17 protein-coding genes and 1 other annotated feature are annotated in these 22,894 nt (G+C 59.9%); of the genes, 7 read left to right on the top strand and 10 right to left on the bottom strand.

Features of this window, described 5'->3' with window-relative positions; translation table 11 throughout:
* Window positions 1-55 precede the first annotated feature (55 nt).
* Window positions 56-388 (top strand): hypothetical protein, encoded by a 333-nt coding sequence (locus EF888_RS11050; RefSeq protein WP_109761192.1) that lies wholly within the window; start codon window positions 56-58, stop codon window positions 386-388.
* Between the two features lie 432 nt (window positions 389-820).
* Here EF888_RS11050 and EF888_RS11045 read toward each other — a convergent pair whose 3' ends face one another.
* From EF888_RS11045 to EF888_RS11030, 4 genes are all read right to left on the bottom strand, one after another.
* Window positions 821-2,068 carry a hypothetical protein gene (locus EF888_RS11045; protein WP_164721660.1) on the bottom strand — a complete coding sequence of 416 codons (1,248 nt, stop codon included), beginning with the start codon at window positions 2,066-2,068 and terminating at the stop codon, window positions 821-823.
* 266 nt (window positions 2,069-2,334) lie between these two features.
* The gene (locus EF888_RS11040) at window positions 2,335-4,515 is read right to left on the bottom strand and encodes a hypothetical protein (protein ID WP_109761190.1); all 2,181 of its coding nucleotides are present in this window, start codon (window positions 4,513-4,515) and stop codon (window positions 2,335-2,337) included.
* 522 nt (window positions 4,516-5,037) lie between these two features.
* Window positions 5,038-6,159 carry an acyltransferase family protein gene (locus EF888_RS11035; RefSeq protein ID WP_164721659.1) on the bottom strand — a complete coding sequence of 374 codons (1,122 nt, stop codon included), beginning with the start codon at window positions 6,157-6,159 and terminating at the stop codon, window positions 5,038-5,040.
* A gap of 1,136 nt (window positions 6,160-7,295) precedes the next feature.
* Complete coding sequence (locus tag EF888_RS11030; RefSeq protein WP_164721658.1) at window positions 7,296-8,630, bottom strand: LytR C-terminal domain-containing protein; 1,335 nt, start codon at window positions 8,628-8,630, stop codon at window positions 7,296-7,298.
* Window positions 8,631-9,706: 1,076 nt separating this feature from the next.
* Here EF888_RS11030 and EF888_RS11025 point away from each other — a divergent pair.
* Genes EF888_RS11025 through EF888_RS11000 form a run of 6 tightly spaced genes read left to right on the top strand, consistent with a single transcriptional unit; the run spans window position 9,707 to window position 15,582 of the window.
* Window positions 9,707-12,499 (top strand): monovalent cation/H+ antiporter subunit A, encoded by a 2,793-nt coding sequence (locus EF888_RS11025; RefSeq protein ID WP_241239891.1) that lies wholly within the window; start codon window positions 9,707-9,709, stop codon window positions 12,497-12,499.
* 1 nt (window position 12,500) lies between these two features.
* Window positions 12,501-12,866, top strand: coding sequence for a Na+/H+ antiporter subunit C (locus EF888_RS11020; RefSeq protein WP_109761185.1), 366 nt, complete (start codon window positions 12,501-12,503; stop codon window positions 12,864-12,866).
* Complete coding sequence (locus tag EF888_RS11015) at window positions 12,863-14,407, top strand: monovalent cation/H+ antiporter subunit D (protein WP_109761184.1); 1,545 nt, start codon at window positions 12,863-12,865, stop codon at window positions 14,405-14,407. Before EF888_RS11020 ends, EF888_RS11015 begins: the two co-directional genes overlap by 4 nt.
* Before the next feature lies 1 nt (window position 14,408).
* Window positions 14,409-14,900, top strand: coding sequence for a Na+/H+ antiporter subunit E (locus EF888_RS11010; RefSeq protein ID WP_109761183.1), 492 nt, complete (start codon window positions 14,409-14,411; stop codon window positions 14,898-14,900).
* The gene (locus EF888_RS11005; protein ID WP_109761182.1) at window positions 14,897-15,166 is read left to right on the top strand and encodes a K+/H+ antiporter subunit F; all 270 of its coding nucleotides are present in this window, start codon (window positions 14,897-14,899) and stop codon (window positions 15,164-15,166) included. Before EF888_RS11010 ends, EF888_RS11005 begins: the two co-directional genes overlap by 4 nt.
* 8 nt (window positions 15,167-15,174) lie before the next feature.
* A complete protein-coding gene (locus tag EF888_RS11000; RefSeq protein WP_109761181.1) occupies window positions 15,175-15,582 on the top strand; it encodes a Na+/H+ antiporter subunit G in 408 nt (135 codons plus the stop codon).
* 326 nt (window positions 15,583-15,908) lie between these two features.
* Here the strand turns inward: EF888_RS11000 and EF888_RS10995 are convergent, their stop codons facing one another.
* From EF888_RS10995 to EF888_RS10965, 6 genes are all read right to left on the bottom strand, one after another.
* Entirely contained in the window at window positions 15,909-16,367 is a 459-nt protein-coding gene (locus EF888_RS10995; RefSeq protein ID WP_126918556.1) for a hypothetical protein, read from the bottom strand.
* A 444-nt stretch (window positions 16,368-16,811) separates the two neighbouring features.
* On the bottom strand, window positions 16,812-17,666 hold the full coding sequence (locus EF888_RS10985; RefSeq protein WP_109761179.1) for a universal stress protein: 855 nt from the start codon (window positions 17,664-17,666) through the stop codon (window positions 16,812-16,814).
* A gap of 13 nt (window positions 17,667-17,679) precedes the next feature.
* Window positions 17,680-19,170 carry a SulP family inorganic anion transporter gene (locus tag EF888_RS10980; RefSeq protein ID WP_109761178.1) on the bottom strand — a complete coding sequence of 497 codons (1,491 nt, stop codon included), beginning with the start codon at window positions 19,168-19,170 and terminating at the stop codon, window positions 17,680-17,682.
* Window positions 19,171-19,238: 68 nt separating this feature from the next.
* Window positions 19,239-19,295 (bottom strand) — a sequence feature (sul1 is cis-regulatory element that is thought to sense ions involved in sulfur or methionine metabolism; They are found in Alphaproteobacteria).
* 878 nt (window positions 19,296-20,173) lie between these two features.
* A complete protein-coding gene (locus EF888_RS10975) occupies window positions 20,174-20,932 on the bottom strand; it encodes a glycosyltransferase family protein (protein ID WP_164721657.1) in 759 nt (252 codons plus the stop codon).
* Window positions 20,933-21,143: 211 nt separating this feature from the next.
* Window positions 21,144-22,070, bottom strand: coding sequence for a glycosyltransferase family 2 protein (locus tag EF888_RS10970; protein ID WP_109761177.1), 927 nt, complete (start codon window positions 22,068-22,070; stop codon window positions 21,144-21,146).
* Window positions 22,058-22,720 carry a Stf0 family sulfotransferase gene (locus EF888_RS10965; protein WP_164721656.1) on the bottom strand — a complete coding sequence of 221 codons (663 nt, stop codon included), beginning with the start codon at window positions 22,718-22,720 and terminating at the stop codon, window positions 22,058-22,060. The genes EF888_RS10970 and EF888_RS10965 overlap by 13 nt, the downstream gene beginning before the upstream one ends.
* Between the last annotated feature and the right edge of the window lie 174 nt (window positions 22,721-22,894).

The raw sequence follows: 22,894 nt of genomic DNA, 5'->3' as shown, positions 1-22,894 counted from the left end.
GGTCTCGTCGTGGCCAGGACCGTGTCGATGTTTAGCGAGAAATCGTGAGGAAGAAATGAATCAAAGGCCGTTTTCACAGACCGACGAGTTTCGGACGCAGACTGCGACCGAGGCGGAGAGCGCCGATCTGGCCAAGAAACTGAACGCTCTTGGCCCCGACGTGGTCAGGGCAAAGCTCGCAGCCTCGTACTTTAAACCTGTCTCGATCGTGGAGACGGAAATTGGAGGCAGAGTGGTGAGTGCTTCCCCAGCCTTCGTAGAGCGTTGGTTGGTGGCGCAGGACGCCCTTGCTCGCCGTCGATCACGGACCAATGACCGGCTTACGTGGCTCGCGGCTGCCGCGGCGATAGTCGGTGCCGTGGCGAGCGTGCTGGGCCTACAAATGTGAACGGGAGTATGCGAGCGAGCTCAAAGCCGCGCACTGAAGGAGAGGGAGTACAGCGCGCCAATGAGCGCAGTCTTAATGCCATAGCCAAAGACCCGCGCGGGCAGCCTTTGACCGCGCTTCCGGTCGAGCGATCGCTTTTGGGCAGGGAACGCGGGGTCGCCGTCAGCTCCGGCGAAACCTCCACCCACGGCGCCGGGTGACCCTTCGTCCGCGACGGCGCTTCGACTTTTGCTGGCCGAAGCTGCTCTTCCCGAGCGCTCCAGTATACCTCCCCGAATTCCATCAAGAGAAGCCGGAGTTGGAGTTTGATCTGCCGTCAGACGTCTTGGGACCTGCCGCATACGCGTCCTGGCATTCGTTGCATGATCGAGGATCTCGGACTTGAGGCCATTTTTCCAAGTCGAAGCCCACAAACCACTTGCATAGAGCATATTAGGGATTACTGGCAGCCAAGATGCCACCTGCAGTATAGAGAGCCGTCAAGGGCGCAAAGAAACTTGCGCCGAAGCTGTGCTCATACTTGGCCTGCACGTAATTGTTGTCGCCGACCGTCCAAAACCTTCGGCCGAAGCCAAGGGTCTCAATTGACCCGTTGCAGCCGTCGTCAATATATAGCAACGTCTGCGGTGGCCATTCATCATCTTCCTTCGGGTAGATCTTGAGGAGTAAGTCCATCCACTCATCGAAGATGTTGCGCCCGCCGGCGTCAGTGTCGTTCATCAGGTAATAGCAGTTGCCTTCGGCTTTGGCGACCTCGATCAAGATGAGCTGCCGGCCTCGGGAGACCGACATTGCTGCGAACTGCGCAGTGTCTGTGGCTGAGGGAGACCTGCTGTCGATGAAGCTCCGAAGCGCTGCAGCTTCGGCGCCGACGACTTCGCCGAGCGGTCCGTACTTCAGGCTTCCGAACAGAGTCTCCGTAGCAAGCTTTGCCGGCAACGGAGCCCGGGTCCCATCTGCCGATCGCGCAACTCTCCCGATGAAGCCGTACAATTCCTCTGGGGAGAGTTTCAAGATTTTCAGCCCACGTACGCCCAATTCAAGGCTACCGTCGCAGCCGTCATCTACAATGCTGAACGGCTCCTCATCACGGAGCTTAAGACCAATGGTGCACCGCATCATGTCTTGGGACGCGGAGTATGAAACAAACACGTTCGGGGACATCAGCGAAACGTAGAAGTCTCCTGCCTCGTTCCGGAAGCGGTCATAGCGGTTGCCAAGGTCACTCTTGATGGTCTCTGGGCTGGCGCGACCGGGTAACGCAGAGCCCGCACCCGCAGGCGACGCTCCGTTATTTGCGGGTGCCATCGGCGGTTCCGTGATCATGGACGTACCATCGGATCCCTTCTCCTGCGCAATGGATGAAGCGTCCAGGCCTCCAGAACGCTCGTCATTGTGATCCTGCACAACCGTGTAGCTGTTCAGACGCGTTGCAAAGCCTTCTTCCAGCATCTCGGGTAGAAGCACCTCAACGAAGCTAAGCGAGTTCACCTCATAGAAGTCGCCTACGGAGTTCACCTGGGAGGAGATGGATTTGGCATGACCTGGATCTGTCGTGGCGAGGCGTGTCAGATAAGCCTCTAGGTCTTCTTCTCTGACATAGAAAACCTCGATTTGCTGACCTCGGACGCGGGCAAGGCTGTAGGCGTACGGGAACCTGTCCTTCGGAAAGTAGCTCATTAGGAGGTAAATGCCGGCGCCGACAGGCCGCATCCGGAATTGTTTCGTATCCTTCTCCGGCTCTACCATTACATAGTACCCGTTCGTAATTTGAAGGGCGACGGGAGGATTGTCACTCCCGATTAGCTCGAGGCGTGTGCCGGCCGCGAACGGATAGGCCGCGTCTTGCTCTGCGACCAATGGCTGTTTTGAGACAAAGCACCCAGCGAGGATAAGGGGAATGATTATGGCGCCCAGGAAGCGTAGGAAAAGACATCCGCGCGACATCATAGCTTGGGCTTCGTGACGGACACTTCAGGCGGCTCCGGCATCTTATAGCGTCCCATGTCGACGAGCCCATACCGGAGAAAAGCATGCTCGGCGTCGCTATGGATCTCGGCGACGAGAGTGGGCCCGCATCGATTATAAAAGTCGGGAGGCGGCTCTTGAGATACTAGCGTTGCCACCTTCAAATACGGGCCATGAATCGGCAAGAACATCGCAGTCCGGCTGTCGAGTTCTGGACCCTCAGATCGGAAGCCAACGCCTATGCTTCCGAGGAAAAACGTAACATAGCAAGTTGAATCCGGATGCAGTGGCTCGAGCTCGAGCAAGTCCTTCGCGTCCAGCTGGCGGAAGTTGACGCCTAGATCGCCGGTCCACACCATCTTGGGGCGCTCAGGGAATCCCTTCACATAGTCTGGCTCTCCGTATTTCTCGACGAGCAACTGAACAAGGTCCTCCTTCACTTTAGCCACATCCTGTCCGGCAATGGGCACTGCAATAAGACGGGCAATCCCTGCAAGGCGCCCCGTCTCCTCCGGGCTCCAGTAAAGCGAGACACGCTTCCACCTGTCCTTGTCGATGAGGACCATGAAATCCTGCATCGGCTTTGGGTTTGTCATTCGGGCGCTGCTCAGGGTCCCGGACCAGCCGACATCGATCTCAGTTCGCGCCAGTTGCTCCGCTTCAGCAATCTCCATGCCCAAACGAAGACCCATGATATCGGCATTCGACAAGTCCGTGGGCGGCTTGACGGGTTCAGGCTCCGGAGCGCGGAAGATCTCGGTCAGGCTCTCTGGGTTTGGACGCAGAACCATGGCCTCCTTAGGGTGATCGTTGTGGTTCACAGCATCTGCACCAAGTGGGCGAGCAGAAAGAACCAGAACGCTTTGTCCGTCATGCTCGAATTTCCATGCGGTACCAATCTGAAGCTGGACCCTGATGAATGGCTGGCCGGAGATGCTTGAGCTAGCGGGCAACACCACAGCGTAATCCGTGGCCGGCGCTGGAAAGACGAAGAGAAGCCGATCTATGCCAGGCGCCAATTGTTTCGCCGGGGTTGCATCGACGAGATGCGTCGTGGGAACCCCAAGGGCTTCGGCGAGCTCGGCATTTGTTGGCGTCTCGGGGAGTTTGTCGATGAAACCGAGCCGCCCAAGGGTGCCGACCGGGTACGTTGGGCGGCGATAGTAAAGACGCCCGAGCCCTGCACCTGCAGGGAATAGGGTGTGGGGCGCTGTCTCGCCGATTGTTACGGTCTGCGCTGAATTCAAAAGCTCCGTCATGTCGTCAGCGCTAAGCACGTCCTTCATGTCGGCCGGCGCATCCGCGAGTGTGAAGAGCACCTTCTCGGGTTCTTCGGGATTCACCAGGTGGTAGGGCGACCCGCCGATGATGCGGATATTGAGCTGCGGACGATTTTGAAAGTCGGTGCCCCAGCCTGTTCTGACGGTTCCGTCGATCGTGAGGAAAGGCGGCCATTCGATGACTTGCTCATAAAGATCCCGGGCGTCGTCTCTGTCCATGGCTATCGTGGTCGGAAAGTTCCGGTAGGTCTCTGACAGGGTCGGGCTGATGAGCCCGTACACAGGCACCGGATGGTTGGAGCAACCGTAGCCGCCACCGCCGTCTTCTATCGGAAAGTATCCACGCCCGAGGTCGTACTCCCGGATCTTCACCGGACAGAAGACCCGGACGTCGAGGTTGTCGACTGGATTGGCTGATGCAAAATTGACGATGAACTCCCTCGCCGCCTTCGCCATATCTTCCCGTACGAAGGGGTTCGAGACGACCCTGTTCATCGCTGTCCCAAAGCTGAACGGGTCCCTTTCTATCCGGCTTTTGATGCTGTCATGGGCGCCCGGGTAGTGTTCTGCAAGGAAGTCCCGCTGTGCGTTCGGCGGAAGAATAGAGAGAGCGAAGAGTGCGGCCTCATCGGTGGCGAGCGCACGCTCTGGGTTCTTGGCGATTGCGCTGATTGCGATGGCCCTGGCTGCGGCTGCCGTCTGTTCATTGGTGTCAAATTCGATCCGCCTCGAGGGCCCTGTTCCGAGAACGATGCGCCCGTCGATACGAAGCAGTCCTGCCTCAAGCTGGCTTTCGGCAACGGAGGCCGTCGAGGACAGGATCATGACCACGGCGCCGGCTGCGAGAACCGAGAGTGATTGTCGATGGCTATTGTTCATCTCATTCTCCAGCCGGCGGACGATGACTGTCTCTCGCTCAATGCGGCCGCCGGCGGCTCGCGAGATGGGCGAGCTTGGAAGGGATCAGTTAAGAGACCGCAGAAGTCCGGGCGATCTGAGACCAAGCTGGGGTGCCTTACAGGCGCCGGGTTCTAACCTCGTGGCGCGCTTGCGATGTCCGGTCATGCTGACCTCCCTGAGTCCGTCCGGTGTCAAAACCTAACAAGGGCACGGGGCGCACGTCGACTTTATAATGTTTCCGTTTGCCGCTGCGGAGCCGTATCACGCTGCTCTGAAGGAGAAAAAATTTGGGGCGGCCCTCAAACCGCGTTAGTCACGCCATGCGTACCTTGCTGTTCGCTGCACCTGCGTGGCCGATCCACATGAAGGTCGGGAAGGATCGATATGCCGGAAGGTGAAAGCATCACGGCCCGCAGCAGTGTGCCTATCTGACGCCAGCATTTTCCGAGGGCATGAGCGCGGTTCAAGTCAGCGGGGGGTTCGCGAATGAGCGAACGCGCATCAGATGACGCGGCGGATGAGCGGCGAGCGGCGCAGGACATCGGTGACGACGAAGGCGATCGTGACCGTTGCCGTCACCGACACGATGAGCGCGGGTCCGTTCGAGAGCCCGAAGGCATCGAGCGCGCGGCTTGTCGCGACGAGGATCGGAGCGTGCAAGATAAAGGCGCCATAGCTGTTGGCGGCAGCGCGCGTGCGGGCCCGGGCGGACACCAATCCCGGGCGCCGGCTCAGGGCGATCAGGCCGGCTATGGCTCCCAGCGCGACGAGAGGCTCCCAGAACGCATAGACGATCGCCGCGAGGGACAGCCCGGTCTCGAACGCCGGATCGTCGGTCGAAAGAAGGGCCATGGGAAGCACAGGAAGGGCTGCGGCTCCGACCGCGAGCGAGAGGAGAATGCCCCGCCTCGGAAGGGCTTCGAGCCAGTCGTTTCGCCCGGCCGTGACGCCAAGCGCGAAGAGCACAACGTAGGACGCGAAATAGCCGAGCTGAAAGCCCAGTACCGTCGCGCCGACGGGTACCGCTTGACGGATCAGGAGCGCGAGCACGCCCGTAACGAGGGCGAGGGCCAGCCAGGAGAGAAAGCCGGGGATAGGGCGCGGCGCGTGCATCGTCCGCGGCAGAAGTGCCAACCCCACGGAGAAGACGAGGAGGGCGGCCGGGAACCACAGCGGGCCAAGGATGAAGGTGCCGTCCATGATCTCCGCAACCGTGCGCCCCCAGATTCTAACAAGCGGCTCCTGCGCGATAGCCACGGTCAGGGGCCCAAGCAAGAAGCCAAATAGGAGGACCGGCAGACCGAGACGCACGGCACGGTCCTTCAGGAACGCGGCGGGCCCCTTCCGGTCGAGAGACCGCGGCGCGAGATAGCCCGACACAAGGAAGAACAGCCCCATGAAGAAGGCCTGGTTCACGGCGGCGAGGAAGGTCAGAGGAACGCTTATTTCCTCCGTCGCCCTGAAGAACCAGCTGCCGCTCGCGCCATAGGTGATTGCCGCGTGATGAAAGATCACGAGACAGGTGAGTCCGACCCTCAGCCGGTCGATCCAGGCAGAACGGGACGCGGCAGCGGATGCCTGACGAACGGTATGACGCTGTAGATCGATGGAGACGTTTGCCACGATGCGGGTCCGATAATGAATGTTCTGGACGCACTACCATGCCATCGGGGCATCCGGCAGAGGCAGCCAGCGTCGGCCTGAAAAAGGCGCCCCCAAGTGTTTACTTGGCCGGGTTCAGCGTGTCGAATCGAGAAAACGGCCAAAGTTGTGGTGTAGCAAGGGCATCCTCCCCGTCGGAAAAATCGGAGCAAGTAGGGCTCTTGCGAGCCAAAGCGAAGCGAACCAACACGGTTTGTGGCAGCCCCAATAAATTCGTAGCCGCCCCGCCGCCCCGCCGCCGGATCGCGGCAGGGCATCTTCTGTCCGCGGTTCGATTTCAGTCGCCACTGATCACGTGGCCCTATTGCAACTTTGATACGCGTTATAATTCAACAGCTTAAAAGGTGGAGAACGTTGGATCCCAGTCCCGTCTCCTCCGCCACTGGCCCTTGAGAAAGCGTTCTCCCCGTCGTCCTCAGGCAAGAATTCTTCGTTTAGCTAAAGGGTTATGCGCGCGGGGCTCAACACTTCCTTGGTGCGAAGATGCCAAAGGGCGTTCTCTCCGGACCGATATTCTCTCGACCTGATGACTGCTCCGATTTGGTGTTCAGCTTGTAAGTCACTTATCAAATTTACTATTTCCAAGTTGGGCCGAACACTTCGATGTCAGTGCATCTTCACCTGTGAAGGCCGCGTCATCACCCAGAGCGAACGCAACTTGCAGACCTCTGACCGCCAGGGTCTCATCGACAGGGATACGGCCGGAACAGTCCGAACGGAGCAGCGGCGCTGAGGTGGGCCGGCAAGGGCGGTCGGGCGCTGCGAGAGACGGTGGCTCGGAACGCAGATGAGTTTGCCGCGGGACTGCGTCCGGTGGTCGAGGCCATCCAGGCGCAGGGCACGATGACCCTGCGAGAGATTGCAGGAGAGCTAAATTCCCGCGGGATGCTGGCGCGGCGGGCGGTGGCAGGAACGTGCAGAACCTGTTGGAACGGTTGGCAAGCTGACGAGAGGCCGTCAGAGCCATGGCGGTTTTGTGCCGTCCAATCTCGGCCGAAGGCAAGATACAGCCCGGTCCGTTCTTGAGTTCGGCGTCAAAGACCCAGAGTGGCTCGTAATACTCGCAACGTTCGGTTCAGCAGGCTTAGCAAGACACGCTAGCCTTTACCCTTCCCATCTTTGCCTTTACCGCCGTCGCCACCTTTGCCCTTGCCGTTGCCGCCACCCTTGCCTTTGCTGCCGCCCTTGCCTTTGTTTCCTTTCGAGCCTGAACCTCCAGCGTCCGTCGCAGGCGCTCCCCCTGATGGTTTGCTTATTGAAGGACTACCGATAGGTCCCCTGTCGCCGGAATTCGGGGCGGAGATGTCGCGCCCGCCGCCAATCACCGCACCGAGGAGCGCGCCAAGTCCGCCTCCTTCAGACTGCGTTCTGGTGGTGCGAAGGACCCGGACCTCCCTTTCCTTTGCGGCGACGCTAGCGGGTGCGACGACGTTGCGGGAAACCGAAGAACGTAACGGGGCAACCGGGGCCGCTCCGTCGCCCGCGAGCCAGAGTTCCACCACCCCTTCCGTGGCGGTCCCCGAACGGTCGGAAAAGTCACGGGGGCGTGCGCCCAGCGCCTCGGCCAGCGCCTCGGCCTGATCGCGGTAGGCCCGCTGATAGTAGCGGACCTGGGTTTGCGAGATCGAGTGGGGGACGTCGGACGCGTCGGTCACGACATAGCCGGACCTCACGATGCGATCCTGCACGTCTTGCATCGTGCCGGCCGGCGCGAGGTTCGGGACGAAGACGCGCAGGTCCATCGGTCTCGCGCGCTTGAAAGCTGGTACCGGCTCCTTTGCCTTCGGCGGTTCCGCCGAAAGGGCGGCGCTGATCAAGGTTGCGGGACCGCCCCTAGATGGCACGGTAGACATGCCCGGCAGCGCCAGGGGGGCGATCTGCGGCGCTTCGACCTCTGCTCGTTGGACGGGCGCCGAGAGGGCGGCGATCCGCGACGGCGCGACGGCCACCGTCCGAACGGCTGCCTCCGCCGAAGCGTCTTCCAGACCCGGGGGCGGCAGGCTCGACCACCGCAACTCGGCCGCCGGGAGTCCAGCCTCAGGCAGCGCTTGGCTTGAAAAAGACGCGGCGTCGGATGCCGTTGCGGACAGGCTGACAGACGGCTCCGAGATCGCGACCGGCGGCTCCGCGTGGACCTGTGGCGAGACCGAGGCCGAGAAGACATGCAGCTGCGGCATGACGTTCAGGCGTTCGGCGATAACGGCGAAGGCGGCAAAGACGCCGACGGCGGCGGAGAGACCCCCGATCACCGGACGCGTGCGGACGAGCGCCGACGGCTGCGCCGACTCCTCAACAAAAGTTGCGTCCGGCGCGGGCGTGTCGTCCATCGCCTGCTCGGACTTCAGAGACAATTCAGAGCGAGGGGCTCTTTTCTGGGCAAGAGCGATCTTGCGGCGCGCGCGCGCGTCCTCCAGCCGCTCTTCGAAGTTCATCCTTTCAAGCACTTTCCGCACATCGGCAGGAAGATCTTCGGGCAGCGATCCCTGCTGTAAGGAACTAGAATATCCCATGTGTCCACCGTGAGACTGCAAGGAAACTGTGCCGCTAGGCTCGGTTCGCCGGGCCGGGTCGGGCCGTGTGTGGCGACATTTACGATTTGAGAACACCGGCAAAGGGATAATGTTCCCCACTGGGCGGTTGTTTCGCTGGCGAAGGTGTCCGCGTCGACGCCTTGGTCACGCCCTCACCGACGAACGTCCCTGCAACCGCGAATGAGCAATCGGGAGAGCTGCGCCCTTTCGTGGCCGGACAATCGACCGCAGGACGAAACGATCCCTCTGCTTGAGTTGCATCCCATCAAGGGTCATGATCCGCTCAGGGCGCAGGTTCGGCCTTGCCGCTCCCGCACAACGGACACAGGAGCAGGAACATTCAATCCATCGTGATCGCTTCCGATCTTTCTGAGCGGTCAGATCGCGCTCTCCAAAGGCGTTTTCTTCTGGCCAGAGAGCCGGGTGCCTGCGCGACTCTGGTGTCTATCGTCGACCACAGCGCTCCGGAGAGCGTGGCGGGGGAACTGGTCGAAAAATGCCATGCCCATCTGGAGCCGTCTGCCGCCAACTTGGCCGGCGATGTTGGCGATCCCATCCCGCGCCAGGTCGATATCGTCATTTCTGTGGGATTCCATCGGGCGGTGGTTAGCAGGCACCGCAGCCGAGGGCTTTTCGATGGAGTGCGACAAACGACTTTGGAGAGTGTCGTGTCCCAGTCGAGAATAACGGTGTTGATGGCGGTATCGCCAGTGCATGCGGAGTATACTCGTGTTTTGGCACCGGTGCCCTTTTCATCGGCCTGTCAGCAGACGGATCTGTGTCCGAATGACCGCTGCTCCGCTACAGAACCGATCGTTCACACGCCAGCCAATGAACCGACCCGATGCCAATTTTCCGTGCATTATTGACCTGAAGACACCGCTGTGACCGAGCAGGAAGCAACTGTAGTCGTGAACGACTTATCGCTCATCATCATCGTGCTGCTCCCGTTCATCGGCGCGCTGTTTCCGGGGCCCATGATCCGCGCCGGGCGAAATTCGTGTGCGATCTTCACCGCACTTCCTACGGCACTTTCCTTGATCATGCTGCTGCTGCTCGCCCCCTCGGTGATGGACGGGCAAGTGATCGCTGTGGAGCTTGCCTGGCTGCCGCAACTCGGGCTCTCGGTCGCGTTCTTCCTCGACGGACTTGGCCTTCTGTTCGCGGTGATGATACTCGGCGTCGGGCTGCTGATCACGCTTTATGCGCGGTTTTACCTTTCGGGCGATGATCCGATGGGCCAGTTCTACACGTTCCTTCTGCTGTTCCAGGGGGCGATGCTCGGCATCGTGCTTTCCGACAACATCCTGCTCTTGCTGGTTTTCTGGGAACTCACGAGCCTCTCGTCATTTCTCCTGATCGGTTACTGGAAGCACCTGCCCGAGGGGCGACAAGGCGCGCGGATGGCGCTTGCTGTGACCGGTGGCGGTGGGCTGGCGATGATCGCCGGAATGCTGATCCTCGGCGAGATCGCCGGGAGCTACAAGCTGACCGACATCCTCTTGCAGGGCGAGGCGATCCGGACTTCGGAATGGTACATGCCGGCGCTGATCCTGATCCTGCTGGGCGCATTCACCAAGTCGGCGCAGTTCCCGTTCCACTTCTGGCTGCCGCACGCGATGGCCGCGCCGACGCCGGTCTCGGCCTATCTGCATTCGGCCACCATGGTAAAGGCGGGCGTGTTCCTGATGGCGCGGATGTGGCCGGTGCTGGCAGGTACCGACGCGTGGTTCTACATCGTCGCGACCACAGGGCTGGTCACCATGGTGCTGGGCGCACTGATCGCGCTGTTCAAGGACGATCTGAAGGCGCTCCTGGCCTTCTCGACGGTCAGTCATCTGGGCCTGATGACGATGCTGCTGGGATTCGGGACACCGATGGCGGCGGTTGTGGCTGTCTTTCACATCATCAACCACCTGACGTTCAAGGCCGCGCTCTTCATGACCGCAGGCATCATCGACCATGAAGCGCATACGCGCGACATCAAGCGACTTGGCGGGCTCAGAACACTCATGCCCGTGACCTTCGTCATCGGTGCGCTCGCGGCGCTGTCGATGGCGGGCATTCCGCTGCTGAACGGCTTTCTGTCCAAGGAACTGATGCTTGAGGAGGCCGCGCACACGACGTGGGCGGGCAGCCCCTACGCGCTGCCCGCGCTCGCCACGTTGGGCGCGCTTTTGTCGGTCGCATATTCTTTCCGTTTCATCGGGCATGTCTTCCTTGGTCCGGTGCGCGCGGACTATCCCCACAAACCGCACGACCCGCCATTCGGCCTGTGGGTCGCGCCCGCCCTGCTGGTCGGGCTAGTCGTCCTGATCGGCCTCCTTCCGCACATCGTCGAGCCGCTCGTGCGTGTTGCGGCGGGCGCGGTGACCGGGGGTGTATTGCCCGAGTTCCATCTCAAGATATGGCACGGGGTCACGCCCGCGCTCTTCATGTCGGCCATCGCGGTTCTGGGCGGGGCGGCCCTGCTGGCGATCCATCATCCGCTTGACCGGGCCTGGATCGCCGCGCGCCGGCCCGAGGCCAAGGCGATCTTCGACAGCGTGGTCGGCGGGGCAACCGGTCTGTCGCAGCGCTTCACGCAACTGACCCATGACGGCGCGATGTCCCGTTACCTGGCGATCTTCGTCGCCTCCACCACTGTACTCGGCTACCTCGCCTGGCGCGGTGGCGGATTGCCTGCGGCCACGCGCGACCTCTTGCCGGTCCCGCCGGTAGTTCTGGTGGGCTGGGTCCTTCTGCTGGTGGCGACGGGATCGGTCGTGCTGATGCATCGCGACCGGTTCCGGGCGCTCGTCGTGATCGGCGTCATCGGCCTGACGGTTTCGGTGGGCTTCGTCTACCTTTCGGCCCCGGACCTGGCCCTGACGCAGATATCGGTCGAGACAGTGACCATCATGCTACTACTGCTGGCGCTCCACTACATGCCCAAGGTGTCGCCGGTCGAAAGTTCTGTCGGGCGGAGGATCAGAGACGGCGTGATCGCTGTCGCGGCCGGGGCAGGAGTGGGTGCCCTTGCCTACATGTTCCTGCTGCGCGATACGCCGTCAATCTCCGAATATCATCTCGCGAATTCCTACGAGGGCGGCGGCGGAACCAACGTCGTGAACGTCATTCTCGTCGATTTCCGCGGTTACGATACCTATGGCGAGATTATCGTCCTGGGGATCGCGGGGCTCATCATCTATGCGGTGATGGAGGCGCTCCTGAACGGTCCGGCCGCGCGCAAATTGCGCAATACCGACTATTCGAGTGACCGCTCCCGGGATCGACATCCTCTGATGATGGTCATCGCGACCCGCGTGATGATGCCGATGGCCATCCTTGTGGGGATCTATATCTTTCTGCGCGGGCACAACCAGCCGGGCGGAGGTTTCGTCGCCGGTCTAGTCGTGTCGATCGCGCTGCTCATGCAATACATGGCGTCGGGCTTCGCCTGGACCCAGAGCCGCCAGCGGATCGAATATCACACGATGATTGGTTGGGGCGTGGTGATCGCCGGCCTGACCGGCGCCGGCGCATGGCTGGGCGGAAAGCCGTTCCTGACCAGCGGCTATGACTATTTCCACTTTCCGCCGATCGAGGAATTCGAACTCGCCACTGCAATGCTGTTCGATCTCGGTGTGTTCCTGGCGGTTCTGGGGGCGGTGATGCTGATGCTCTACAGCCTGTCGCGGATCGCGCACTACGCGGGCGAAACGGTCAATCCGGAACCCATGGACTACGACCCGTCGACGCGGTCACGTATCGTCAAAGAGGAGAAATAGCGTGGAATTCGTCGTGGCCAGTTCCGTCGGAGCACTGACCGCCGCAGGTATCTACCTGATCCTCCGCCTCAGAGCGTTTTCGACAATTCTCGGGCTCGCGCTCCTCTCCTACGCCGTGAACGTCTTTCTGTTCGCATCGGGGCGGCTTGCCATCGACCTGCCGCCGATCCTGTCACCCTATGGCGAGGCTAGCTACACCGACCCGCTGCCCCAGGCGCTTGTCTTGACGGCCATCGTCATCTCCTTCGGCATGACCGCCGTGCTGGTGATGGTCGCGCTCGCGTCATATCTGGAATCCGATGACGACCGAATCGACCTGCCGCAAGCCGAGAAAGACGAGGAAACCGGCCGAGGCGCGACGCAATGAACCACTGGATCATCGCGCCTGTGATCCTGCCGGCGCTGCTGGCACCGGTCCTCGGCTTCGTCATGCGCCATGACATGCCGCTGGCGCGCACAGCTTCGATTGCCGGAACCATCGCGCTGATGGCCATCGCCCTCGGGCTCTTTGTGACGGCTGCGGGCGATCCACAGGTCTATTATCTTGGCGACTGGCCAGCGCCGTTCGGCATCGTCCTCGTGCTCGATCGGCTTTCGGCCCTGATGGTGCTTGTGACCACCATACTGGCGTTGCTGGTCCTCATCCATGCCGTCACGACGGGGTGGGATGCACGGGGCCGGCATTTCCACGCGCTTTTTCAGTTCCAGTTGATGGGAATCACCGGCGCGTTCCTGACCGGCGACATCTTCAATCTTTTCGTGTTCTTCGAGATCCTGCTCATCGCCTCCTACGGGCTGATGGTCCATTCCGGCGGGCGCGACCGGATGCGCGCCGGGCTGCAATACGTGGTCATCAACCTGGCAGGATCGACGCTGTTCCTGTTTGCCCTCGGCGTGCTCTATTCGACCACCGGCACATTGAACATGGCCGATCTCGCGCTGCGCCTGCAGGACATACCCGTGGAGGAGGGCGCGTTGATCCGCGTGGCCGCCATGCTTTTGATGATCGTCTTCGCGTTGAAGGCCGCGCTGTTTCCCGTGCAGTTCTGGCTGCCGGCCACCTATGCCAACGCCCCGGCGCCCGTCGCTGCGCTTTTCGCGATCATGACCAAGGTGGGGGCCTATGCGATTTTGCGCATCCACACGCTCATATTCGGTCCCGGAATCGCGGCAACCGACGGAATGGCCGGAACATGGCTCTTTCCGGCCGCCATTGTCACGATCGCGGTCGGCGCGATTGGCGTGCTCGGTGCGCGGCATCTGATGGCGCTGATTGCCTTCTCGGTCCTGGGATCCATGGGCACACTGATGGTGGCCATCTCGGCCTTCTCGCCCGCCGCGACAACCGCCGCACTGTACTACCTCGTCCATTCCACATTCGCCGCAGCTGCCCTGTTTCTCCTGGCCGATCTGGTGACGGCGCGCCGCGCGGGCGATCGACTTGTCGCCGTGCCGGCAACCTCGCAGAACGGGCTGTTCGCGGCGCTCTTTTTCGCGGCGGCGATCGGCATGGCCGGGATGCCGCCGTTGAGCGGTTTCATCGGAAAGCTGATGGTTCTGGACGCGCTGCGCGAGCCGGGAACCATGGCCTGGGCCTGGAGCGCGGTGTTGATCGGCTCGCTCGTGACCATCGTCGGGTTCGCCCGGGCCGGGAGCACGTTGTTCTGGAAATCCACCGCGCTACTGCCCGCTGCGTCAGGAGGTCCCGTTGTGCAGGCGGAGCCAACCGCCGCCGCCCGACCTGCCGGTGTGGCGGGACTTGCCTCGGTCATGACGACCATTGCGCTGTTGGCCCTGCTGACCATTTTTGCCGGGCCGCTCGTCGGGTATCTCGACGGAACGACCGCGCAGATCTTCGACAGGGATGGGTACGTGACCTCGGTCCTTGGAACGGAGGGGGAGACCTGACATGATTGGCCGCCTCATCCCGCATCCGCTTCTGAGCGTCACCCTGGTCGTCGTCTGGCTGGGCCTAGTCAACACCGTGACACTGGGGAACCTGTTGCTCGGTGCTTTCCTCGGCCTCGTGGTGCCGATGATCACGGCGCCCTACTGGCCCAATCGTCCGAGGCTCCGCCGTCCCCTCGTGGCTGTCAGATACGTCTTGGTCGTGCTCTGGGACATCATCGTGGCCAATGTACAGGTTGCATGGATCATCCTGTTCAAGCGGAACGCGGACTTCCGGTCTCACTGGATTAACATCCCGCTCGACCTCCGATCGCCCGAGGCGATCACGGTGCTCGCCGGCACGATCACGATGACGCCCGGTACCGTTTCCGCCATGCTGGCCGCGGACGGACGTTCCATTCTCGTTCACTGCCTGCATACCGAAGATCCGGACCACGAACGGGATAGGATCAAGCAGCGCTATGAACGGCCGCTTATGGAGGTATTCGAATGATCGCCATTGCCCTGATGATCGCCTACGCCTGTTTCGGACTCGGGCTCCTGTTCTGTCTCTGGCGGATCGCTTTCGGGCCGACACTCTCCGACCGGATCCTCGCGCTCGACACTATGGTGATCAACCTGATCGCTCTGCTGGTCCTCTACGGGATCTGGAAAGGCACGGCGGTCTATTTCGAAGCCTCGATGCTGATCGCCATGGTGGGCTTCGTCTCAACCGTCGCCTATTGCCGCTTCGTTCTGCGCGGCGACATCATCGAATAAGGAGCGACATGTCCGGTATCGTGGAAATCCTGATCTCGGTCTTCATCGTCCTCGGCGGCGTGTTCGGCCTAGTCGGCTCATTCGGGCTGGTAAAGCTGGGCAACACGATACAGCGGCTGCATGGGCCGACCAAGGCGACGACGCTGGGGATCGGATGCGCGCTTATCGCCTCGATGCTCTATTTCTTCTCAAGCAAGGGGTCCGTGTCTTTCCACGAACTCCTGATCACCCTGTTTCTCTTCCTGACTGCACCGATCAGCGCGAATTTTATCGCCAAAGCCTACATCGTCCGCAACATCGAAAGGCATGAGCTTCCAGCATCGGGTGGCGAATACGGATGGTCGGTCTATGACGATCCGCCTGCACTGAACCAGGAGAAAGAGAACGAAGGAGCGCGTCCAGGATCCATTACCTGATGTCCCTAGTACTGCGGGCTTGGTCCTTCCCGGTTGCGTCAGCACCATGCGGGAAATGCGGGAACAGCCCCAGCGCCATTGAATATCGCGACCGGGAGTAGGTTCCAGTCTGGCCGCTAAGCCTCTCCTGCTGCGCGCAAGCTTCATGGCCCGAAGGCTGCCCGCTCGGCGAGATCGTGCCCATCTGACGCGGTCTCCGAAACCGTGCCGTCTGCTCCAGTGCCCGTCGAATAGGCCTGGAGAAGGCATCAGCCAGAAACCGAGCCGCTCGGTTCTAAGTCTGCCGGGGAACACCTCCGGCAGAATCTTAAACGGCCCGATTACGACTATCTCAGCGTTGCATCGAACTCGATGAGGCCCCGACCGTCACTTGTCGAGGGAGCGACGATGATCTTGGCGTTTGCAATTCCGGGCCCAGAGAATTCGATCGACCGCATTAGAAGGTCATCAGCGCCCTGTGTGACAGAATACCCGCTGCTGCCAAGGTTCTCCTCCCAAACCGCGAGCAGTTCGTCGACATCAGCTCGCGTTGAAATGGAGAACATGCGGACTGTCGATCCAATCGCACGATCTGTGACGACCTCCGCATCCTCGGGGAGTGTAAGTTCTTCCGGCATCCAGTCCTGCCCAAGCTCGTCGGCATAAACAACCGCCGTGGCGGCCAGCACGAGCCAGGCTGCGATGAGCACATCCCTGATCTGGAACAGCCGGAAGCCGGCACGCAGTCGTCCCGGGAGGGCCGTTGCAAGAGAAGGATGCGGTGCTTCACACGTCAGGACTGTCATGGCCTTCAAGCTATGGGTCATCGCGATGTGGTCAAGGTCATAGGGCTCTGCGATGGTTCAGACGCTCAGGCTTAGACGGATACCCCTCGTGCCGCCATATCCAGTTCCGTGACGACTTTTCCCCGATTTCATCGAGAGTCGCAGCGGGTTCACCGCGCTCGATCTTCGCTATTGCTTTCGCAGTGGCCCAATTTGGGGGGGCTTTGATCCGGCGGGTCTGCCCAAACTATGGGCTCAAGTCGTCACGATCCCAAGCCCCCAACGCAGAGGATGCTGTCATGGCGTCCATTCGGCCGAGGCGGCCGACACTTTGCTGATCAAGCTCGACCGGTCTGCGGTCGGCTGCCGTCTGCGCCGAGGCGGTCCGCAACTCCTGCAACTCCGCTCGAAGGCGGGGCAGAAACGCAGCCTTAAGCTCTTCCGCTATGGGGTCAGCCGTGCCGATCACCGCAAGAGCAGGACCGGAACCTTGCAGGATCGCATCATCTCGGTCGTCGTCGAACCGATGACGAGGCTGCGGATACGGCTGTGGCCGTAGGCGCCCATGACAAGCATTCCGAAGCCTTCCCCGTCGACCATCTTGCCGAGTTCAGCGTCCGGTTGGCCCGGCACGATACGTGTGTCCGCTTCTATTCCTGCCGCCTTCAACAACGCTTTAGCGTCCGTGAGGTTCTTTCTGGTCTCGGCCGTTTCCGTGCCCACGGTCACGAGGGTGACGGACAGACCGGCAAAGAAAGAGCTGCGCGAGATGTGGTCCACCGCCTTCATTGCGGATCGGCCGCCGTCATAGGCCACGAGCACCGTCTCGATGGGTTTGAAGGCGCGCGCGGCGACGAAGACCGGACGGTGCGCGGCGCGCACGATGCGCTCGAGGTTGGATCCGAGATGCCCTTTGGCGAAATCTGCCGCCTCACCCCGCTTGCCGATGACGATGACGCGGGCATTGTCCTCGACCTCGCCGATGGCCTCGACGATGTCGCCATGCCGCAGGCGCGTGGTGATCTCGGTCACGCCGTCCTGATCCACGATGGCGCGGGCATCCTCGAGGATCGCGCGTCCGCGATGACTGACCAGTTTCGCGCGCTGCGCATCGAGCGCCGCCAGTTCCTCCATCAGCGTCGTCCGCGCCCCGAGCCGGATCGCTCCTGACAGGTCCGTCTTGTCCGGAGCTTCGCGCCGGCCCAGCACATGAATCAGCTCGACGGGCGCTTGCGTCCGCTGCGCGATGCAGGAGGCGAGGTGGCAGACGCTTTCGGAATAGATGGAGCCATCCACCAGGGCGATGATCTTGTCGGTCATGCTGTCTCCTCCTTCAGTGCGCCATCAGCTTGTCCATGGCACCGGGCTTGTCGTGGATGGCCAGCCGGTCGACCAAAGTTTCGGTCGCGTCGTTCATGCCCACCACCTCGACCTCGGCGCCGTCGCGGCGGAACTTGAGGATTGCCATGTCGAGCGCCTGCACCGAACTGATGTCCCAGATGTGTGCCGCGCTCACGTCAATCACCACGCGCTCCGGCGCTTCGCGGAAGTCGAAGGCATCCATGAAGTCCTCGACCGAGCCATAGAAGAGCTGTCCCGCGATGTGGTAGGTCCGCACCCGGCCGTCGTCGCTGATCTCGGAGGTAACGTGGAATAGCTGCGCAATCTTGCCCGCGAAGAAGATGCCCGACAAGAGGACGCCCACCAGCACGCCGATGGCGAGGTTGTGTGTGTAGACCACGGTCACGACCGTCGCGATCATCACGATGGACGACGAGCGCGGGTGGACCGTCAGGTTCTTGATCGACGACCACGAGAAGGTGCCGATCGAGACCATGATCATGATCGCCACGAGGGCGGGCATGGGGATGATGCTGACCAGATCGCCGAGGCCGACGACAAGGATCAGCAGCACGACACCGGCCGTGAAGGATGACAGGCGCCCGCGGCCGCCGGACTTCACATTGATGATCGACTGGCCGATCATGGCACAGCCCGCCATGCCCCCGATGAAGCCGGTCGCTGTGTTGGCAAGACCTTGACCGATGCACTCCTGGTTTCGGTTCGACTTCGTATCGGTCAGGTCGTCGATGATGTTCTGGGTCATGAGGCTTTCGAGAAGCCCCACGACGGCCACGGCGACCGCGTAGGGGACTATGATCACCAGCGTCTCGAGAGTCAGCGGGATATCGGGGAGCAGGAAGATCGGCAATGTATCGGGCAGCGCCCCCATGTCACCCACGTTGCGCACGTCCAGCCCCAGTGCAACCGTCAGGGCCGTCAGAACGACGATGGTCACGAGCGGCGAAGGCACGGCTGTCGTCAGGAAAGGGAACAGGTAGATGATGGCGAGCCCCGCCGCGACCAGCGCATAGGTCAGCCAGGTCACCGCGCGCGGGTCGAGTTCCGGGAGTTGAGCCATGAAGATCAGGATCGCAAGCGCGTTGACGAACCCAGTCATCACCGACTTCGAGACATAGCGCATGACGAAACCGAGCTGCAAAAGCCCTGCGCCGATCTGCAGAAGCCCTGCCAGCACGGTCGCGGCCAGCAGATATTGCAGGCCGTGATCCCGCACCAGCGTGACCATCAGGACGGCGGTTGCGGCCGTGGCGGCCGAGATCATGCCGGGCCGCCCGCCCGTGATCGCAGTGATGACCGCGATGGAAAAGCTCGCGTAGAGGCCAACCTTGGGATCGACCCCGGCGATGATGGAAAAGGCTATGGCTTCGGGGATAAGTGCCAGGGCCACGACAAGCCCGGCCAGCAGGTCGCCGCGAATGTTGCCAAGCCACTGGGCGCGGTAGGCGTCGAGTGAGATCATTGGAATGGTTTCCGATACCGGTCCGGCGCAGGTTGCGCCAGGTCAGTGTGCAAAGGCACCGTGTCCTTGGTTGTCCGGCGGATCGGCGGCCGGAAGAGCCACCCGGAATTGCATCCAGGTCCAGGTTTGTTGCTGTGCGGCCTAAGGACTGTAACCAAGAATGGCAACACGAAAGACCACTCCAGTAGTTCAACTCATGATCTGTGGCTGGATCCTTACCATCGGACGGTCCCGCTGCCTTTGTAAAATTCGGGCTGGGCTCGGGCTCGCCGCGTCGAGAGATTGTAAGTTGCGAACGTGAAGAATCTATTGGCGCGGATTAGTTGCCAGGGCCTACCTGCGCTGCCCGAACCAGGGTTCTTGTCAGCCGAAACAGCTCGGTGAAGGAGACAGACGATTACGAACCGCAAGGACGACAAGGACGACAACAAGTCGGGTTCTGGAACGAAGGACTCCGGCAAGAAGTGGGCAAACTCGCACGGCGGCCGGATCGGCGGCGGGTCATCTTTCGTCCGTGGTCCGATTTCAGTTGCCCTTGAACCAAATGGTCCGATGCATCATTGCCATTGCCTTACAAATCAATAGCTTACCAAGCGGGGAACGTTGGATCTCGATCCCGTCTCCCCCGCCACTGGCCCTCGCGAAATCGATCTCTCGATCCGGCTGCGGCCGAATTTTTTCGTTGGCTTCGAGGGTTATGCGGGTTGGGCTGAGCACTGGCTCCAGCGCCAGGTGGCGCTGAAGCGGTCACTCTGGGCCGATATTCTCCGGACCTCATGACTGCGCGGATTTAGTGAAGAGGCTGCAAGGTACTCGAAAGACGAGAATAGAGGAGGGTCGCCGCCATGCACTTCGATGTCAGGGGCGTTCACCAAGAGCTCCTGAGATGGCTCTGTCAGAGCAATTTAGCAAATCAAGTTCCTCTGAAAAGGCCCATCGAAGAGCTCTCGATGACACATTGACGTGACGCCCCGCATGAAAATAGGGTCCCGTTAATTCCGTTCTAGCCGAAACGTCGATAGTAATTCTCAATCCAGGGGACAGGTCCTAGGTGGAGGTGGGGGAAGGTGCCCCAAAGTGTCATTTCTCTTGTGTCTGAAGGACGCGGCCTGCCGTGAAATGCGACAATTGATGCGCTTGGCAGTGGCAAGGCGGGTTTGGCAAACAGCCCCATCCCGTTTCTGTGACACAGATGGCGTTTGAAACTGACAACCATTCCCTCAGGCCAATAAGATGCATGCGAAACATGAGCGCCAACGAACTCTTGCTCATTGTTCCAAGAATTCATGTTGGCTTCCTTTCTAGCCAAGAACGCATCTAGAACCGAACTCTCACCACTCGTATCGAAGGAAAATATACACGTTCCGGTGATCTTTTCATCACTTCGTGGTTCGGGGCGCCAACTCTCACCCATATTCTGAAAGACAGCGCCCTCAGAGACCTCAAAGAAACGAGAGAGATCGCCGACAACAAGCATGTCCAGGTCGAGGAATAGAACCCGACCAAGATCAGCAATGTCCGGAGAGAACAGGCTCAGCTTGCGCCAGACACCGGGCCGTTTAGCCTCTTCAGGCGTCAAGGCGATGTCGGGTATCGGACGTGCGTCGATCCGCGGGTCCAAACCGCTCGCGTCGTCCGTCAAGCACACAAATTTCAAGTCATTGGGCGTATGAGCAAGACAAGCTCGGAAGAGCATGTTCACATCGAACGCGCCGAAGGCCGTTCCCCATTTGATCGAAAGAACTGTATTTGGCACTCCCATGTCCCCCAGGTATTCTGACGCGAGAAAGCTGTGAATATCAGAACTCTCATGAACTAAGGAGACCCTCTTTGATGGATCTTGTCAAAACATATCGACTTCAGGCGGGCAGGGCGGTTTCACGTAGTCCGCGGGTCTTGGCCCTAGACTTGAGCAGGATTTCGTTGTGCCATGGCTCAGGTCTTCACCAGGCCACACGCGGGCTACTAATCACTCAACGCTGAATGAAAAGTCGGTTGATCAAAGTCGAAGTCAAGTGTCGACGAGGTCGCGCAATTGTCTTGACAGATAGGAATGCGATTCCGCAAATAGAAAGATACAGAGGCTTGATGTCCATTGCAACTCTCCAGGCCAACCTGTATTCGTGCGCCTCGATGGCTCGACGGAGGAACCGCGAAAGCAAGAACCAGCGAGCCTTGTGCATCGGTGGGAAGGTTGCATGGTTTTTCGATAGTGTCCGGAGATAATTTCTTGCGACCACATCCTTAGGTGTAGTCTTAGTCAGCTGGCCTCCCTTATTCGCTGTTAAATGAGAATACTGTCGTACGCCAGGGTCGGGATCATACCACAGCCCGATGTTCTCCGAGCACATCCTGATAGTGAAGTCGGTATCCTCATCGGTGGTAAGAAGTGGATCGAGACAGCCAAGTTCCTGAAATACGTCTTTTCGTATCCAAAAACCCATCTGAAGTCCTGCAATCTTCTTCCGCATCGAGGCGCTATCGGGAATTAGACCACGATCAAGGCCTCTCCTAGAGATGGTCTGGGTCGATCCATCCAACTCAACATGCTCTATTGCACAATAGCCGGCCAAGGACCCATGAAAGCCAGATTTCATGACTCTCAGGCAATAGTTGGGAAGCATTTCATCATCGTCGTCCAGAAAAAAGATGGCATCACCGAAAGCTGAAAAGACACCAAAATTTCTCGCTCCAGATGCGCCCTTTTCATAGCCGTTAGTTATGACTCTAAGGCGAGTATCCGAAATATCTTTCAGCACAGAAATTGCAGGTATGACGGAATGATCGTCCACAACAACGACTTGACCATCCTCCGGACAGGCTAGCAAGGCTGACCGGACCGCTCGCGGAAGCAGCTTTGGTCGGTTGAAAGTGGGGACAACGATACTTACGGACGCCATTGATACAGGTGCGGATAAGGTTTCAGGGGAGTGCCAGTAAGAAGACGCCAAAAATTGGACACCCTTAAGTGCGACGGACGAGACGGAGACACGAAGTCCAACGGCTCCCTATCTCCTATCTCATCAAGAAACCTCGATCGCCACTCTTCTGAAACGGAATCTCGCTGTACTTGAAGAGCTGATGAGGTACCTTGATATTCTGATACTTCAGCGTGGTTCGCCAGTGCCTGAACAAAATCATTTCCGTCAGGTAAAAGATCCTCATAGATGAATGTCTTGGTTGGCATTCCATTCAATGCGGTATAGCTCCTCCAAAAGGAATAGGATCTTTCGATTAAGAAATAAAACCGGCAAATACTTTCAAAACTGTACTCCAAGGGACCTCGCCTGCCTTCACTTGAAGTCCACGCCTTTGCCTGAGAGGCCTTCGTATACGAGATGGCTTGAGCCAAACGATCTCGACGTTCCAATCGGATAAACTGAACGTCATTATATGATGCAATGCGCCGTAGCGGATCCACTTTGTAGAATTGAAAGAAGTCAAGTAGTTGATAAGGGAACACTTTTAGAAGGAAAATATCATTGGGTGTGGACGCCATAGAGATTATTTTGGATATCAAGGTATCCACGTTTGTATTCTGATAGTCCATGTTATTGACTACAGGCGCCAGCCATTCATCGCAATTTCCTAGCGCATTTGTGCTATTTGCCAGATCTCCAAGCCAGTTTGTTCCTGAGCGACCCTCGCTTAGAACAATTGTGCCTCGCATAGGTGCATTCCTTTTCGTTTGCGTTGCGAAAGCAAGTGGATGGAATAGTTGTCC

Origin of the sequence: Silicimonas algicola, from assembly GCF_003970735.1 — a bacterium.
GTDB lineage: Bacteria > Pseudomonadota > Alphaproteobacteria > Rhodobacterales > Rhodobacteraceae > Silicimonas > Silicimonas algicola.
This window is presented reverse-complemented; position numbering and strand designations above follow the sequence as displayed.

What these genes read in the sequence shown, in the direction of transcription:
- EF888_RS11025 (WP_241239891.1), top strand. Translation starts at nt 9,707, where the DNA reads ATGATCCGCGCCGGGCGAAATTCGTGTGCGATCTTCACCGCACTTCCT.
- EF888_RS11000 (WP_109761181.1), top strand. Translation starts at nt 15,175, where the DNA reads ATGTCCGGTATCGTGGAAATCCTGATCTCGGTCTTCATCGTCCTCGGC.
- EF888_RS11005 (WP_109761182.1), top strand. Translation starts at nt 14,897, where the DNA reads ATGATCGCCATTGCCCTGATGATCGCCTACGCCTGTTTCGGACTCGGG.
- EF888_RS10970 (WP_109761177.1), bottom strand. Translation starts at nt 22,070, where the DNA reads ATGGCGTCCGTAAGTATCGTTGTCCCCACTTTCAACCGACCAAAGCTG.
- EF888_RS11050 (WP_109761192.1), top strand. Translation starts at nt 56, where the DNA reads ATGAATCAAAGGCCGTTTTCACAGACCGACGAGTTTCGGACGCAGACT.
- EF888_RS11030 (WP_164721658.1), bottom strand. Translation starts at nt 8,630, where the DNA reads ATGAACTTCGAAGAGCGGCTGGAGGACGCGCGCGCGCGCCGCAAGATC.
- EF888_RS11015 (WP_109761184.1), top strand. Translation starts at nt 12,863, where the DNA reads ATGAACCACTGGATCATCGCGCCTGTGATCCTGCCGGCGCTGCTGGCA.
- EF888_RS10995 (WP_126918556.1), bottom strand. Translation starts at nt 16,367, where the DNA reads ATGACAGTCCTGACGTGTGAAGCACCGCATCCTTCTCTTGCAACGGCC.
- EF888_RS10975 (WP_164721657.1), bottom strand. Translation starts at nt 20,932, where the DNA reads ATGGGAGTGCCAAATACAGTTCTTTCGATCAAATGGGGAACGGCCTTC.
- EF888_RS10985 (WP_109761179.1), bottom strand. Translation starts at nt 17,666, where the DNA reads ATGACCGACAAGATCATCGCCCTGGTGGATGGCTCCATCTATTCCGAA.
- EF888_RS11040 (WP_109761190.1), bottom strand. Translation starts at nt 4,515, where the DNA reads ATGAACAATAGCCATCGACAATCACTCTCGGTTCTCGCAGCCGGCGCC.
- EF888_RS11045 (WP_164721660.1), bottom strand. Translation starts at nt 2,068, where the DNA reads ATGAGCTACTTTCCGAAGGACAGGTTCCCGTACGCCTACAGCCTTGCC.
- EF888_RS10980 (WP_109761178.1), bottom strand. Translation starts at nt 19,170, where the DNA reads ATGATCTCACTCGACGCCTACCGCGCCCAGTGGCTTGGCAACATTCGC.
- EF888_RS11010 (WP_109761183.1), top strand. Translation starts at nt 14,409, where the DNA reads ATGATTGGCCGCCTCATCCCGCATCCGCTTCTGAGCGTCACCCTGGTC.
- EF888_RS10965 (WP_164721656.1), bottom strand. Translation starts at nt 22,720, where the DNA reads ATGGACTATCAGAATACAAACGTGGATACCTTGATATCCAAAATAATC.